Consider the following 15,963-nt stretch of genomic DNA (forward strand, 5'->3'; position numbering starts at 1 on the left):
GCCGAATGTATATATGCAATCCAACACCTGCTCGCTGTAGACCAGATGATTTGGCAAATGGGACGAGGCCATGTATAAGTCCGCAACCACCCTTCTCGCTACGAACAATTGCCTTGCAAAGGGAGGCGACCATATAAGAGATGTCGCCTTTTGGCTTGAGTTCATTGCCGGACAAGCGTGTCAGGAGCGCGGGCAATGAACACGATCGGGACCATCACCATGACGATGCGCGAGCTGGACCGACTGAGAGTTATTCAGGCAGTCGTCGAACGCCAACTCAAGCCAGGCCGTGCCGCCGAGCGGCTGCGTCTGAGCGTGCGGCAGATCGAGCGGCTCGTCTTGCGTTATCGTGCGGACGGTGCGCGTGGTCTGGTGTCCGGCAAGCGCGCTCGCACGAGTAATCACCGGTTGCCGGACGGCGTGGCGCAACGCGCGCTCGCGTTGATCCGCGAGCGTTACGCTGATTTTGGTCCGACACTGGCGTGCGAGAAGTTACGGGAATGCCACAACATTGAACTGGCCGTCGAGACGATTCGTTCCCTGATGACGGCTGCGGGCCTTTGGGTGCCTCGCAAACAGCGCCCGCCGCGGATTCACCAGCCCCGCAACCGCCGCTCGTGTCTGGGCGAGCTAATCCAGATCGATGGCAGCGATCACCGCTGGTTCGAGGAGCGCGCGCCGGCCTGCACGCTGCTGGTGTTTATCGACGATGCGACGGGTCGGCTGATGACGTTGCATTTCACCGCGACCGAATCGACCTTTAGTTACTTTGAAGCGCTGTCGAAGTATCTGCACGCGCACGGTAAGCCCGTCGCGTTTTACAGCGACAAGGCCAGCGTCTTTTACGTCAAGAATCGCTCGCAGACCGCTGGCAAAGGCGTAACGCAGTTCGGGCGAGCCTTGTACGAACTGAACATCGACGCGTTCTGCGCGAATACGAGTCAGGCCAAGGGGCGTGTCGAGCGCGCCAACCTGACCCTGCAGGACCGGCTGGTCAAAGAGCTGCGCTTGCGCGGCATTAGCACATGGGAAGCAGCCAATGCCTATGCGCCCTCTTTCATCGCCGATTTCAATCAACGTTTCGGCAAGCCGCCACGTAGCGACCACGATGCTCATCGGCCCTTGCGTGCTGACGACGATTTGACGCAACTACTGGCACATCGCGCGTGGCGCAAGGTCACGCACGCGCTGACGGTGCAATACGATCGAGTGATGTATCTGCTGGAAGACACGCCTGCCAATCGCCTATTGATTCACCAGCAGGTCGAGGTGGTCGAATACCCGAGCGGCTGCGTCGAGGTGCAGGCAGGCGGCGAGGTGCTTTCCTGCGGCACTTACGACCGTATTGCGCGGATTGATCAGGGCGCGGAAGTCGAGAACAAGCGCTTGGCGCATGCACTCGAGGCCGCACGACTGCTGCAAGCCAAACGAGACGATCGTCGTGCATGTGATGCACCTTCACGCACGCATCGCGGTGAACAGGTTCGGGCCAAAAAGGCGCTTGAAGGACTGAAGAAGCAACGCGCACTAAGCATCGCCGACATGAACGAAGCGATTCTCGAAGTCAGCGCAAAAGCAATGAGGGAACGGAGGGCGGCTGCGCCGCCCCAACTCCACAACCTGAACAGAAACATCGCTTCGAAACCCGACATTTCTACTTAGCGGAGACCCCGACATTTGAATTTAGCGGCAACAAATTTGTGGCAATATCCTGATGTCGTGTTTGGGGGTGCGGCGGAATTGTTGGACTATGAGGAGCTAGTCCATGTATTCGTATGAAGACCGCATCCGAGCAGTGAAGCTCTACTTGAAGCTTGGGGAAGCGCCTTACCGCGACCGTTCGTCAGTTGGGCTATCCCACAACGAAATCTCTCGAACGTTGGTATCACGCGTACGAGCGCTTCCTGGATTCGCCGAGGGACCGTATTTGCTTGAGGCCGCGCTACTCGGCAGAACAAACAAAGGCGGCCACGGACCACTACATGAGCCACGGCCAGTGTCTGGCAGCAACGACAAAGGCCTTAGGATATCCGGAACCCGGGGCGCTTCACACTCTTATCGTCCGTGCACGCGCGCCGATATGCTCTCTGACCATCCACCCAACCGTTAATCCTATTTACACCCGGCATCCGCCCAAGTGTCGCGCCGGCGCCGTGGACGCCATCGGGGAGAGCTCACCCGATCCCAAAACCGCCTGATTACCACGCATATACAGGTTTCGACATTTGCTGCGAAAGTGGGGAAACTAACGTGTCGTTGAGAAATCTGGAAGCAACGAAAGGCCAGTTGAATGAACGCAATCGCGGAGCAGCGTCAGCAAAAAGCAGCTCTGCCGTCAGAAACCGCGAAACTTATACACCCGCACCCTGACCGTTCAACCCGCGCTCTTAAAGGCGGATTGGACGCAACAGCCTTCGAAGAGCGACATCTGGATCCAACTGGCGTTACGAAATTCTAACTGGCCCTGTCAATATGCATCCTTCATTAACGCGAGGAGCGTGGGCCTATGCCCGGCTATCAAGTGTTTGAATACTTCTGTGCGAGCGCCTCGTACAGCGGCGGTCCAAACAGTTTCGAAACTTGACCTGAGATGAGCGCCGTTGCCATGAGAGACAACACCAGTGCGTGTCCGTTGATCATCTCGAAGACAATCACGAATGCGGTGATCGGGCTCTGCGTCACGGCGGCAAGATAGCCGACCATACCTAGCGCGACAAGCATCGGCAACTGTATGTTTGCAAAAGTGAGGTGCAGCGCGTTGCCGATCCCCGCACCGATTGCGAGCGATGGCGCGAAAAGTCCGCCAGGCGCGCCAGGAAGATAGGAGCAGATCATCGACGCCATTTTGAATAAAGGATAGCTCGCGCCCACTTGTGATTGACCTTCGAGCATGCCGCGCGCTTCCGCATACCCGCTCCCGAACGTGTGACCGCCCGCGGACACGCCAACCATCGCGATGAGAAGGCCGCATGCCGCACCGAAGGACACCGGGTGCGCCTGACGCCAGCTGACCACACGCGCGGGCATCCAACGTTGCGTATTCAGCAGAAACCAGCAAAATGTTCCGCCCGCGATGCCCGTTGCGGAACCTATCAGAACAACGGCCATTGCCAGCGAGTGAGGAAAGCGCCCTTCCAAGTTGATCGTGCCAAAATAGGTGTTGTTGCCTTGTAGCGCGAGCGACACGATGCCGGCAAAAATGATCGCTGTGATCGACACCCCGCTAGAGCGTTGCTCGAAAGTCCGCATGAGTTCTTCGATGGCGAAAACCACCCCAGCGAGCGGCGCATTAAACGCGGCTGACAATCCCGCCGCTGCCCCCGCGAGTGCCAAGTTGCGCTCAAGTGCGCCGCCGCTCAGCCTGAGAAGTCGCAATGGGTAAAAGCGGCGCAGGCTGAACATGAGTGCCGCGCCGACATGGATGGTTGGGCCTTCTCGCCCGATCGTGAATCCGCCGAGGATCGACAGATACGACAAGATAATTTTGCCGATAAGAATGCGTACTGTAAGCAGGCTCGATCCTAAATCACGCCTGTTATGCAGCATTGCGATGACCTGCGGAATCCCACTGCCCTCCGCACCGGGAAAGAAGCGCCGGGTAAGCCATACACTTAAAGCGCTAACCGCGGGAGTCAACATCAAAGGCAGCCACCAGCAGAGTTTCGTAACGCGCACAAAAGTGTCGAAGCCGAAATCGATCAGCCTCGCGTACATCACTGCGACGAGCCCAGTCACGACCGCGCCGAGCCAGAACACACCGTAGTGCAGCCACAGCCGCCTACCGCGCACGATTACGCGTCGGTTGAGATATTCAGGATAGCGCATGAGTAGATGAAGGTATGCGACTTTTGTGTTCAAAAATCTTACTGACGCAGTCCTTATGTAGAGGTTTGCTGACTTCATTATTCATTTACGCGACCAAGATTTTCGAAGATTTCGAAGCACGCCGCGGAAATGGCAAGGTGACATCGGTGCGACGGCTCAACGCATACCCCATTCGAAACGTTATGTGGTGACTGACTCGGCGCGCATTTGCCTCCCGTCAGGAAGGAGGGCAAATCGATGTTGTCCTCAGACGAGCGCAGCAACGCCAGCTTTCGCAACCTGCGTGTCTTCTGCGGGCTTCATTCCGGACACGCCGATTGCACCGACAACATGGCCTTCTGCGATGAGAGGCACGCCACCCTCAAGAGCCGTGATAAGTGGAGCGGTGCTAAAAGCCATACGCCCACCATTAATCATTTCTTCGTATGCCTTCGATTCACGCCGACCAAGCGCTGCAGTGCGGGCTTTACCGATGGAGATTTCGGCACCGATAGCTGCACATCCGTCGAGACGAAGCATGCCGAGCAAATGACCACCATCGTCTACGACTGAGATGGCAACCGGCCACTTCTGCTTGTCAGCCTCAGCGCGAGCGGCGGTGAGGATGCGGGAAACATCTTCGATTGAGATCACTGGCTTGCTTTGCATCTTGACTTTTCCTCTTTGGTATAGACGACCGGGGTCGCCTTGGCACACTGTCGTTGTCTGATCCGCCTTCAAGGTCAGACTAGGAACAGGCAAATTAGAAAGCTAGCGTCGCCCTCCACAGGCGGCAAAATCCGGTGATCGAAGGCGCCCGCTTCAGGAGAACGCGTTGTATGACGGGAGAGGAGAGGTGATTTACCCGGCCTCACTTTCATCAAATGCCTCTATATAATTGGGTACTGTCACCCCTGACTATTTGTTGTGTGATCCTGTCTAGGTTCAGCGAGAGAGTAAGCGCTTAGAAGCGTGCATCCCGCGAAAGTAAGCAAGTCGAGGGACGGCGTCGGCGTTACTCGCGCGTCGAACGCGTTTATATCGTTGCGGCTTATCCTGTGTACCCCGGTGGCGCGGTGGAAACCGTCCACTCCCGCTCCATCAATAGCACCTGCGCCAGGAGTCGGTGATCCGAAGGTATCTCCTCGACGCTAGAGCAATAAACGCATCAATTGTCGTCTCAACTAGCTCGCGCCAACCTTGCCCCAAGCTCAGGCAATGGCGCCACCGCCATCGACGAAAACAGTAGTTCCCGTCATGTAGGCATTGCTCATCAGGGCAATGACCTGCGCGGCGACGTCTTCAGGCGTTCCGACTCGACCGACTGGCAACCTTTTTGCCGCTGCATCGAATATGGCATGACGACGGTCGCGGTCAAGTGCGTCGTACATCTCGGTCACGACTAAGCCAGGCGAGACGCAGTTGACCCGTACAGGCGCAAACTCCAGGGCCAAGCCGCGAGTCAGCCCTTCGAGCGCGGCATTGATCGCCCCTTGGATGGCGGCACCGGCCTTTGGACGCACTGACAGAAATCCCGAGGTCAACGTCAGCGAGCCACCGTCAACGATCTTCGCCGAACGCGCCAGCCGGTATGCGCCCCAAAACTTCGATTCAAACGAGGCAAAAGCGCTCTCTAGCGGAAGCTCACGCACGGCGGCGACCATGGTTTGCGCCGCAGAACAGAATACATGATCGAAGCATCCTTGTTCGTCGAAGAACACTTCGAGGGCAGCGTTATCGCCGGTATCAAGGCTCGTACCGGCAGCGAACCCGCCAAGCCTTGCAAGCGCATCATGAACCTTACTCGCAGAACGCGACGCGATAGTTACCTTGGCTCCCTGTGCTATCGCAGCCGTGGCCACGCCAAGACCAATGCCCGAAGAGCCGCCCAATACAAGGATCTTCTTGCCATCTAATGCCATTTAATAGTCTCCGATTGCATCTTGTCAGTGTAATGTGTGTCACAGCGCTGCTGCCGCATGAACACACCAGTGAGCGCCAGAGGCAGTTTGCCTCTTGAGCACGCTCGCCACCAGCTCGGTGGCGAGTGCTCAAAAGCGGTGTCTTATCCCCCCTCCGAAGCTGTTCGAGGTACCTGCTGTGCTCAGCTTGTCGTACATGTAGCTCGCGTAAACATCGGTACGCTTTGACAGCGGATAATCGAAAGTCACGCCGGCCGTGTTGCGATCATAGGACACTGAGTTCAACGATAACCGCGTGTTAGTGCGGGAATAAGCGAGTTCCAGCGCGGACACACCAATCGGGATTGTCACGCCGCCGTGATAGGTGTTGTTGGTCGAACCGAAATCAAATGATGCCGTGTGCGTGTAGGTCGCATACAACTGCACAAAGTTGAGGTTGTAGCTCGCTCCTAGATACCACGCATTCTGATGATCGACCGGCGTGACGATGCCCAGTCCGGTCCTGACGCGCTGAATGACTCCCGCCAAGTACAACGGCCCTCGATCGTAGACGAGCGTGGCGGTTTCGTCGTGCGCGCCATTTCCTGGCGCAGTCGCCTGCACAGAAAACGTGAGGCCGCCAAGCGACGGTGACTGGTAAAGGATTGAGCTGTCCCAGCCCGTATCGCCAAGCACGGTCCTGCCATAGTTCACGATCCATGACTGGGTCATCAACGGACTGAAGCGAAACGATCCTCCCATCGGATTGGTGCGCGCCATGATGTAGAACAGCGGCGTCACCTGCCGTCCCATGCGGATCATGCCGTACGGACTCGCCAGCTCAACGTATGCATTGCGCGAGAATGCGCCATCGCCGGCGAATCGGCCAACCTGACCGTTATTCACGAAGATGTAACTCTCGATCGCGAAACCCGCTTTCAGCCCACCGCCGAGATCTTCGATTCCACGCATTCCGTAAAACGAGGTGATCTGCCCGCCGTTGAGCATGCCGACGACCGACGAAGGATCACCGCTCGCCTTAAAGTTTCCGATTACGGAATCCAGCAACCCATACAACTGGACCGTCGATGCCTGCGCATGCGCCAAATTTGACATGCCAAACAGACCAGCGACACATGCTGGGCGAATATATTTCGTTATCCTATGTATTTTAGCCATCTCTGTCTCCTCATTGATTTTGTCACCTGCCTAGTGGGTATGCTCCTTGTCTGCTATGGCGACGGAACGATGCGCACTGCCCGGCCGTGCTGAAGCGACTGCGCAACCGCTTCCATGACCGCAACATTCGAAAGCATTTGGTTAGTGCTAACGGGATAGTTCGCCTGCCCACCAATCGCCGCGCAGAAGCACTCGATGTTGTCCCTCACCGAATCATTCCACTCGAATGCGGCCCACCGTTCCGTTCCGTCGGCGCGACGCACACAGAGATGACTCGCACCCTTTGAATCCGGATGATCGGCATTGCGCAGCTCGGCCCAGCCTTGCGCTCCATACATCGCGACGCGCATATAAAGCGGCGTTTCGAGGATCGAATTGATATAGCCGGTAGCGCCGGTCGCAAATCGCACCTGGAGCGACAATGTCCGCCCCGCTTGCGAAACCTCGCGTGCAGGCGCCGTCGCGAAGACCTCTTCGATCTCACCGAGCAGATCAGCCAGCAGGTCGGTCATGTGAATTGCCGTTCCGGTCATCGCCAGCGGCACGGCATCGCTCTCGACCACGCGCCAATTGTCGGCGGCGAGACTCGCGAGCTTGTCGTGGCTGAAGTTGGCTTCCGCGTGGACGATCGCGCCGAGCTCACCGTCGCGCACCAATTTCGCGAGCGCGATCACTCCCGCCTCGAAGCGGCGCTCGTGACTAGTGCCCAGCCGCACCCCAGCACGCGCGCACGCCTCGATGCAGGCTCGTGCGTCTTCACGGCTCATTGCGAGCGGCTTCTCACAGAACACATGCTTGCCGTGCGCGGCAGCGCTTGTTACCTGCTGGGCGTGCAGCCGATGCGGCGTCGCAATCACGACAAGGTCAATGTCAGTGCAAGCGAGCATCGCTTCATAGTCGGTGGAAAACGGCATGCCAAACTCTTCGGCGACTGGACGATGAGCATCGCGGCTTCCTATTGCGGCAACGAACTGCAACGCCGGCGACGCGTGCATTTGGCCAAGCAGGTGCCGTCCCCACCATCCAAGCCCGACCAGCGCCGCCTTCAACGCCATGACTCGACCTCCATCACGTACAGACCGCCGTTATAGTCTGTCGAGTAGATCAAACCGGTTGCGTCAACAAACACATCTGCCGACTGGATCACGAGGGGCCGGTTTTGTCGGTGGTCGACCAGCCGATCCGGCGTCGGCGGCACGAGCGCCGCAATCTCGGCCGGCCGATAGGGGTCACGAATATCAAATACGCGCACGCCCGCGTTCTGATACGTCGCTACGATGATCTCCGAACTGACGAACGTGCCAGGGCGATTCTCATGCAGATTGTGCGGCCCGAAGTGACCGGGCTTCGCCGCATAATCGATCTCTGCTGGCGATGGCATGGTCGCGATGCTTACCGGGTTCGACGGCTCTCGGATGTCGAACATCCAGATGAACTTCTCGCCGTCGGCCTGATTGTCAAGTACCGCTTCGTCGAGCACCACGAGCAGATCGCGATCAGGCAGCGGCAGGCAGTTGTGCGTTCCGCCACCGAACGGCGGCGACCAGTTGCGATGCGCGACCAGCTTCGGCGCGGCGCGGTCGGCGACATCGAGGATCACCATGCCGGCATCGCGCCACGCGCAGTAGGCGGTATCGCCATGCACAATCGGATGATGCAGCCCGAAACGTCGCGTGCTATCCCAGACTGGGGTCTCACCGCCCGCCGCGTGCATGCCGGGAATCCAGTAGCGCCCCGCCTCGACCGGACGGCGCGGATCGGCCATGTCGATGGTGATGAAGATGTAATCGGTGAAGCCGTCAAGGAGCGCCGAAGCATAGGCCCAGCGCCCGCCGGTGTACCAGACACGATGAATGCCGCCGCCCTCGACGGACATGAAGCCGACCTCGCGCGGCGCGTCGGGCGTCGAGATGTCGTACACCGCCAGACCTGCTCGCCAGTGGCGCACCCCGCCGGACCGGCTCGCGGTGCCCACTTTCTCGCCGAGCGCGCCACTGTAATACGCGCGCTCGTCCTGGAACTCGGTGGCGGCGAACATATCTTTCGCGTTGATGACGAGCAGCAGATCGTCATGCGCCTGCAGATGGATGTTCCAGGTATCCGGCGGCGCCGCCGCGTAATGGATCGGCGTGGGCCGGCGCGGATCACGCACATCGATGACGCTGAAGCCCTTCGAGAACATGTGGCCAATGTACGCGTAGCCGCGATGCACCATGAGCTGAACGCCGTCCGGGCGCCCGCCTTGGTCGCAGTATCCGATCAGGCGCATATCGCGCGCAAAATCGGGAACCGGAAGCTCTGCTGCGGACATAACTTTCTCCAGTTGAAATCGGATAAATACGTGCCTTCACAGCGCTTTTAAAAAATCGGACGACGCGGTGTTGCGAAGGATGCCGGTCACGCTGTGGAATTCCCGCCAATGCGCATCGTCGGCTGCGTGCTCCGACGCTTCGTTGGCGAGCAGATACTCGCCCAGCGTGCGGCCGCGCTCGAACGCCATGCGCCCTTCGACGAGCCGCTCCTTTTCAAAATGTGCGAGTGCGTCATCGATCGACAGTGCCCGATTTCCCAACGCATGCGCAAGCACCTGCGCATCTGAGGCCGCCTTGGCGACGCCCATTCCAATATGTGGTCGCCCGACCGAGGCGGCATCGCCGATCAGCGCAATGCGCCCGAACACCATCTTGGGCGAGAACAGGTCGTAGATCGGCGTAAAAAACGGCCGCTCGATCACCGCGAGCGTGTCGCTGAACGACGGCGGCAACTGCCTACGCGCCGCGTCCTTGAGTTCGTCGATCAATTCCTGACGCACGAGGGGCGGCGGAATCGAAACCGGATGATGGTTACCCTGTTCATCGACGAGCATCGTTTCGAGCGTCCGAGGGGCGACCGGCCGGTACCAGACCCAGTTGTAGCGCCGCCGGCCCACGTCGAGCGCGTGATCGAGACCCGGAATCGGATAGCCGATGATCTTATTGTTTGGTGGGAGAAAGAACGCGAACTTGTCGAAGATCGTGTCGCGCGCGGATGCCGGTATTGCCGCCTCGTCGGCGACGCCGCGCCAGATCACGTAGCCCGCATAGATCGGCTGTACCGAGGGCATCACCATGCCGCGAATCCCCGAGCGGTAGCCGTCTGCGGCGATCAGCAAATCGGCGTGCTCCTGTCTGCCGTTGGAGAAATGCGCGGTCACGCCGTCATCGCGCTGGTCGATCGACACGAGATTGCAGCCGAGGTGATGATGGCCGTCGGGAATGGTCGCGCGCATCGACTGATGCAGCCGGTCCCAGGACGTGACGATCTGGTGATAATCGAGATGCTCGAGCACGTTGTCCGATTGATCGATCGCGATACGGTCCTTAATTGCTACGCCCAGACGCTCGATGTCCGCGCCGCTTTCGACGAGCGCGTCCAGCAGCTCGCCATGCGTGACGATGCCCGCGCCGCGCCCGAACAGTTCGACGTCGGAGCGCTCGAAAAGGTCGACCGACCAGCCAGCCTTGTGCAGCAACGCCGTGGCAAAGAGTCCGGCCATCGATGCGCCGATCACCAGCGCGCGAGGGCGCGCTGGATGGGTGGAATGCATGTTCATCGCTTGAACCTCTTGGCAATACGCTAAATGAGTAGAGAGAAAGGCATGCGCGTGCAGGGCGGCCCGGCACGTAACGGCGAGCTCAGGCGTCACGCAGCCGCGAATAATCGAAGAACGCCATTAGCACCATCGCCACGCAAGGCGGCGCGACTACCAGGACGTTGGCGGCGGCGGACCAGCCCCACAGCTCGACTAGTTCGCCGAACAGGAAGCCCGCGAACGGGCCGCTCATGTAAAAACCCGTCATCGCGGCGGACACCGCATAGCCGATTTGCAGCGGATGCGCGCTGCGCTGGATCACTGAGACGAATCGCGCGTAGAAAAAGCCGCTCACCATCAAGCCGAACAACAGCGAGAGTCCTGCGTGGGCAAGAGGCTGCACGGTTCCGTTGAACATCAGGAAGCTAGCCGCCGCGAGTATCGCCAGTCCGCAGAAAATGCCCGCCTTGCCGAGCCTGTCGCCCGCCCAGCCGCCGATGACCGCACCCATCGCGCCCAGCCCGTACATCCCGAGCGCCGATCCCGCCGCGACCGACGTGTAGTTCAGGTGCTCGCGCAGATACGTCGCGTACAGCGCGGTGTAGGAGAAGAACGACAGTCCGACAAGCGCGAAAGACGCCGAAGCGAGGCACACGTTGCGGTTTAGAAGCCGTGGCAGCGACGGCGCTTTCTCGAAAATTCCGGTGTGCTCGGCGGGCTCAATCGCTTCGCTGAAGCGGCCCGGCATGAAGCGCGCGAGCAGCAGCGCGACCACAATGCCAGCGACGCCGAACACGTAAAACGGCAGTTCCCATTGCCCGAAAGCGCGATGCAGATGGACGCCGATCACTGGCCCCACCAGCGCGCCGAAGCCGAAAAACGCCTGCATCCAACCCATCGCGGCACCGCGCGTACGGCCGAAGTAGCCGCCGAGACAGCAATAGACGGCGCCGACCTGCAGCGCTTCGCCGACGCCCGTCAAGCCACGGAATGCCGCCAGCGTCGTGAATCCCTGGGCCAGCGGCGTGATGAGCGTGAACACCGAATAGCCAATCAGCCCGCCCACTAGAATCGATTTGCGTGTATATCTTGCATAGAACCAGCCAGCGACCGGACCGACGATCGCCACGCTGAACGTAAATACCGTGCTAACAAATCCCGCCTGCGCGAGCGAGAGTCCGTACGTCGTGCGTATCGCGCTCAGCAGCGATGGAAACACCTGGCGATCCATCGCGTTGAACATGTACGACGTGCCGAGCAGGCCCATCACCAGGATCAGCATCGGTCGTGACAGGCGGTCAGGCGCCATCGTCGCGAAGTCGTGTTGCGCGTAGCCTTGCATGCCGTTCATCGTTGTCTCCTGTGTATGCATCCGATGGCTCGTCTGAACCTCGACGGTGACGCCGTCTCGGTCCGTGCAAGCTCTTTTGTGCGATTTACCCGGCGCGCGAACTGACGCGCCGAAAAGGTTTCTATGCGTTTACGGTCAGTCCTTCGAGGCGAAAGCCGATATCGTCGAGCGACTGCATCAGCGCATCGCCCTGGCGCTGATCGAGCGCGGTCAGCGGCGCACGTACGTGCGCCCAGTCGGGCGTCGCCCCGCTACGCGCCAGCACGCTTTTCATCGCAGGGATCATTGGCATCGATGCGAAAACGCTGCGCACGGCGAGCGCCATCTGCTCGTCGGGCGCAGGCGCGTTAGCCGACAGTGCCGCAAAGTAACGCACGAGTCCCGCCGGATTCATGTTCGCCGTCGCGCTGATGCAGCCGGCAGCGCCAAGCGGTAATGCACGTGAAAGCAATGCTTCGCTGGCGGGAAACACCGAGAAGCCGTCGGCGGCGAACGTCTTCAGCGTAGCTTCCAGGTTCGCCCAATCGCCGGACGAATCCTTGATGCCGCATACGATGGACGGGTAACGGCTTCGCAGCTGCTCGATCAGGGACAGCGTGATCGGCACGCCTGTCATCTGAGGAATGTGATAGAGGTACAGGCGCAAGCGCGCATCGGCCACCTGCTCAATCACGTCCAGGTAGTAGCGCAGCAAGCCCGCCTCCGAAGGCTGCGGAAAATAGAACGGCGGCAGCATCAGCACGCGATGAATGCCGAGCCCGAGCGCCTGCCGGGTCAGGTCGACGGTTTCGCGCACGGAACACGTGCCGGTGCCCGGCATGAAGCGCGCGGGATCGAGGCCTGCCGTGATCAGCGCTTCGAGCGCGTGGAGGCGCTCGCCGAACGATAGCGAGGCTGCCTCGGAATTGGTCCCGAACACGGCGAGCCCGACACCCGCGTCCAGCAGCCAGCGGCAGTGCGATTCGAACGCGGGTTGATCGATGTCGCCGGCCGTGTCGAACGGCGTCAGCGCGGGCGCGAGGACGCCGGTCATGGCGGGAGTCGATGCGGCGTCGGCATAGGTCATGTAAGTCATCCGTTTGCGTTAGAAAGGTGAGACGCGTGGCCGGGCTCAGGCGGGCTCGTCCGCGGTCGAAATGCGATGCGTCTGATCGTCGGTCCGCGGCTCGGCGCGCGCCGACGCGTCGTGCGCAAGCGCCAGCAGTTCGGCAAGGTGCACGACTTTGCGGCCGGCCCGCTGCTCAATCTGCTCGCGGCAACTGAAGCCGTTGCTCAGAATGAAGGCGGCGGGCGGCGCGCGGCGCACCGCCGGCAGCAGTACCAGTTCGCCGACCTGCGCGGAGATCTCCGCATGTTTTTCGTCGAAACCGAACGAACCGGCCATGCCGCAGCAGCCGCTGTCGAGCAGCGTCGCGTGCGCGCCCATCGCGTCGAGCAGCGCCTTGTCGCCCTGCGCGCCGAAGAGCGACTTCTGATGGCAATGCGTATGCACGATGACCTGGGCATCGAAGCGCGGCGGCCGGTAGTCGTGCGCCACGAGAAAATCACCCAACATCTGCGCTTTCGCACTCAAAGCGTGAGCGCGCGGATCATCCGGAAAAGTCTTGAGCAGTTCGTCGCGGAACACCGACATGCAGCCCGGTTCAAGCCCGACCAGCGCAACCGGCGCGTCGTCCGCAGCAAACATCGGCGTGAGCGCATCGAGGATCGCGGCAAGCCGGCCTCGCGCGCGATCAAGATAGCCGAAGTCGTACAACGGCCGGCCGCAGCACAACGGCGTCGGCGGCAGCACGGCAACAAAGCCTGCATGTTCGAGCACGCGCGCCGCCGCCTCGGCAATCTCCGGATGGAAGTGCTCGCAGAACGTATCGACCCACAGGATCACGCGCCGGCCTTCGCCTGCGGCCTGTCCGATGCGATGTGCCGCAAGACGCCGATAGGTGGTCCTGGCGAATTTGGGCAACGTGCGCGCCGGGTCCACACCCGCGATGCGCTTGGCGAGCGTGGCGACGCCGGGCGTGCGATTGACGAGATTGACAAGCCCCGGCATGCGCGCGGCGAGCGGCGCCCAGTCGCCGATGCGGCCCATCGCCAGCGCTTGGCGCGGACGTCGGCGCTTCTCGTAGTAATGCGACAGAAATTCGGCCTTGTAAGCCGCCATGTCCGTGTGCGTCGGGCAATCACTGCGGCAGCCTTTGCACGCGAGGCATGTGTCGAGCGCTTCCTTGACGGATTCGCTCTGCCAGCCGTCATCGATCAGATCACCTTGCAGCATCTCCCACAGCAGTCGCGCGCGGCCGCGCGTCGAGAAACGTTCGTCTTGCGTCGCGCGGAAGCTCGGGCACATCGTGCCGCCCTTCTGCGCGCGGCATCGTCCCATACCGACGCAGCGTTCAAGCGCGCGCTGGAAGCCGTTACCTTCGGCGCTGCGGAACTGCAGCTTCGTCGCAAAGTTGACGACTTTGTATCCCGGACCAGCGCGCAGATTGTCGTCGATGCGGTAAGCGTCAACGACCTTGCCGGGATTCATGCGGTTTTGCGGGTCCCAGATGCGCTTGAACATGCGCATCGCTTCCATCAACTCGTCGCCGAACATGATCGGCAGCAGCTCGGCACGCGCCTGGCCGTCGCCGTGTTCTCCGGACAGCGATCCGCCGAAATCGACCACCAACTGCGCAGCCTCGCGCGCGAAGTTGCGGTAATCGAACACGCCCTGTGCGGTGCGCAGGTCGAAGGTCACGCGCGCGTGCACGCAGCCGTCGCCGAAGTGGCCGAACAGCGACGTACGGTAGCCGTAGCGATCGACGAGCGCCTGAAACCCGCGCAGATAATCGCCGAGCCGCGCCGGATCGACCGCAGCGTCTTCCCACCCGACTTTCGGATCCACGACGTTCGGATCGATCGACAACTGCGTGCTCGACGCGCCATTCTCGCGGATCGACCAGATGTGCCGCTGCTCGTCGCGGCTCGTGATCAGGCGGCTCGTCGGACGCGGTCCGGCGTCACGGCTGCACAACGCGTCGCGGGCGCGCTCGGCCAATGCGATCGCGGCCTGCGCGGTGTCGGCGCCGAATTCGAGCAGCACCCACGCGTCGCCGCCGGGAAGCATTGCAATTTCGGTGGCAGCCAGCTTGCGCGCCTGCAAACCGCGCACGATCTCTCGATCGAGGCCCTCGGCGGCGATCGGCTCGTAGCGCAAATATTCTGGAACGGCGTCGGCGGCTGTATAGATGTCTGGAAAACCGAGCGCCAATACAACACGTTCGCTTGGGCTGTGCACCAGCCGCACCTGCGCGTGCAGCGTGAGCGCACAGGTGCCTTCGGTGCCAACCAGCGCGCGCGCGACGTTGAAGCCGTTCTCAGGCAACAGCTGATCCAGGTTGTAGCCGGACACGCGGCGCCTGAGCGAGGGGAAGCGCGCACGAATCAGCGGCGCGTAGCGGTCACGCAGCGCACGCAGTCCAGCGTAGATTTCGCCCTGACGGCCGCCCGCAGCGATGATGGCGTCGAGCTGGGCGTCGCTTGTCGGTCCGGTCCAGAAGCGTGTGCCGTCGTAGGTCATCACCTCTAGCGCCTCGACGTTCTCTAGCGTCTTGCCAGCCATGACCGAGTGCGGCCCGCAGGAATTGTTCGCGATCATGCCGCCAAGCGTGCAGCGGCTGTGCGTCGACGGATCGGGGGCGAAGGTGAGGCCGTGCTGTTCGGCCGCGTCACGCAGCTGATCGCAGATGACGCCGGGCTCCACCACAGCGCGTCCTGCCTTCGAATCGAGTTCGATGATCGACGCACAATGTCGAGACACGTCGAAAACGACGGCGGAATTAACCGTCTGTCCACTCATCGATGTTCCTGCGCCGCGCATCAGCACTGGCGCGCCATGGCGCCGGCAAGCGCCGATTCCGGCCGCCAGTTCGTCAAGCGAGCGGGGCATTACGACCGCGACCGGCACCTGCCGGTAGTTGGATGCGTCGGATGCATAGACTGCGAGATGCCCGCGATCGAAGTGCACTGATTCGCCCAGCGTGCTTTGCAGGTCGCGCGCGAACGCGCTCGAAGCGCGATCGACTGGGTGCGCTCCGTCGGTATCCGACGCGGGCAGGCCGGTGTCGACCGGAGGAGAAATCGTTGACGACATGGAAAGTTGGGCTCGTTTGTTG

At 61.0% G+C, this 15,963-nt stretch carries 11 protein-coding genes and 1 pseudogene; 2 read left to right on the forward strand and 10 right to left on the reverse strand.

Going from position 1 to position 15,963, the window contains the following annotated elements; translation table 11 throughout:
• The first annotated feature begins 219 nt into the window (after positions 1 to 219).
• Both NCT03_RS32165 and NCT03_RS32170 read left to right on the forward strand, forming a co-directional pair.
• Positions 220 to 1,662: an ISNCY family transposase gene (locus NCT03_RS32165; protein ID WP_250495385.1), complete on the forward strand. Its 1,443-nt coding sequence runs from the start codon at positions 220 to 222 to the stop codon at positions 1,660 to 1,662.
• A 103-nt stretch (positions 1,663 to 1,765) separates the two neighbouring features.
• Positions 1,766 to 2,054: pseudogene (locus NCT03_RS32170) on the forward strand (IS3 family transposase); the annotation flags it as partial.
• 463 nt (positions 2,055 to 2,517) lie between these two features.
• On the opposite strand, the gene NCT03_RS32175 reads toward NCT03_RS32170, so the two are convergent.
• From NCT03_RS32175 to NCT03_RS32220, 10 genes are all read right to left on the reverse strand, one after another.
• Positions 2,518 to 3,825: a chloride channel protein gene (locus NCT03_RS32175; protein ID WP_250495366.1), complete on the reverse strand. Its 1,308-nt coding sequence runs from the start codon at positions 3,823 to 3,825 to the stop codon at positions 2,518 to 2,520.
• 246 nt (positions 3,826 to 4,071) lie between these two features.
• Positions 4,072 to 4,473, reverse strand: coding sequence for a GlcG/HbpS family heme-binding protein (locus NCT03_RS32180; protein WP_250495367.1), 402 nt, complete (start codon positions 4,471 to 4,473; stop codon positions 4,072 to 4,074).
• 542 nt (positions 4,474 to 5,015) lie between these two features.
• On the reverse strand, positions 5,016 to 5,726 hold the full coding sequence (locus NCT03_RS32185) for an SDR family oxidoreductase (RefSeq protein WP_250495368.1): 711 nt from the start codon (positions 5,724 to 5,726) through the stop codon (positions 5,016 to 5,018).
• A 129-nt stretch (positions 5,727 to 5,855) separates the two neighbouring features.
• Positions 5,856 to 6,884, reverse strand: coding sequence for a porin (locus NCT03_RS32190; RefSeq protein WP_250495369.1), 1,029 nt, complete (start codon positions 6,882 to 6,884; stop codon positions 5,856 to 5,858).
• A gap of 53 nt (positions 6,885 to 6,937) precedes the next feature.
• A complete protein-coding gene (locus NCT03_RS32195; protein ID WP_250495370.1) occupies positions 6,938 to 7,939 on the reverse strand; it encodes a Gfo/Idh/MocA family protein in 1,002 nt (333 codons plus the stop codon).
• Complete coding sequence (locus NCT03_RS32200; protein ID WP_250495371.1) at positions 7,930 to 9,195, reverse strand: LVIVD repeat-containing protein; 1,266 nt, start codon at positions 9,193 to 9,195, stop codon at positions 7,930 to 7,932. Before NCT03_RS32200 ends, NCT03_RS32195 begins: the two co-directional genes overlap by 10 nt.
• Positions 9,196 to 9,231: 36 nt before the next feature.
• Positions 9,232 to 10,470 (reverse strand): FAD binding domain-containing protein, encoded by a 1,239-nt coding sequence (locus NCT03_RS32205; RefSeq protein WP_250495372.1) that lies wholly within the window; start codon positions 10,468 to 10,470, stop codon positions 9,232 to 9,234.
• 88 nt (positions 10,471 to 10,558) lie between these two features.
• Positions 10,559 to 11,806, reverse strand: a complete 1,248-nt coding sequence (locus tag NCT03_RS32210) for an MFS transporter (protein WP_250495373.1) — start codon at positions 11,804 to 11,806, stop codon at positions 10,559 to 10,561.
• A 121-nt stretch (positions 11,807 to 11,927) separates the two neighbouring features.
• On the reverse strand, positions 11,928 to 12,872 hold the full coding sequence (locus NCT03_RS32215; RefSeq protein ID WP_250495374.1) for a dihydrodipicolinate synthase family protein: 945 nt from the start codon (positions 12,870 to 12,872) through the stop codon (positions 11,928 to 11,930).
• A 45-nt stretch (positions 12,873 to 12,917) separates the two neighbouring features.
• The gene (locus tag NCT03_RS32220) at positions 12,918 to 15,941 is read right to left on the reverse strand and encodes an FAD-binding and (Fe-S)-binding domain-containing protein (protein ID WP_250495375.1); all 3,024 of its coding nucleotides are present in this window, start codon (positions 15,939 to 15,941) and stop codon (positions 12,918 to 12,920) included.
• Positions 15,942 to 15,963 lie beyond the last annotated feature (22 nt).

Origin of the sequence: Caballeronia sp. GAWG1-1 (assembly GCF_023631465.1) — a bacterium.
Taxonomy (GTDB): Bacteria; Pseudomonadota; Gammaproteobacteria; order Burkholderiales; family Burkholderiaceae; genus Caballeronia.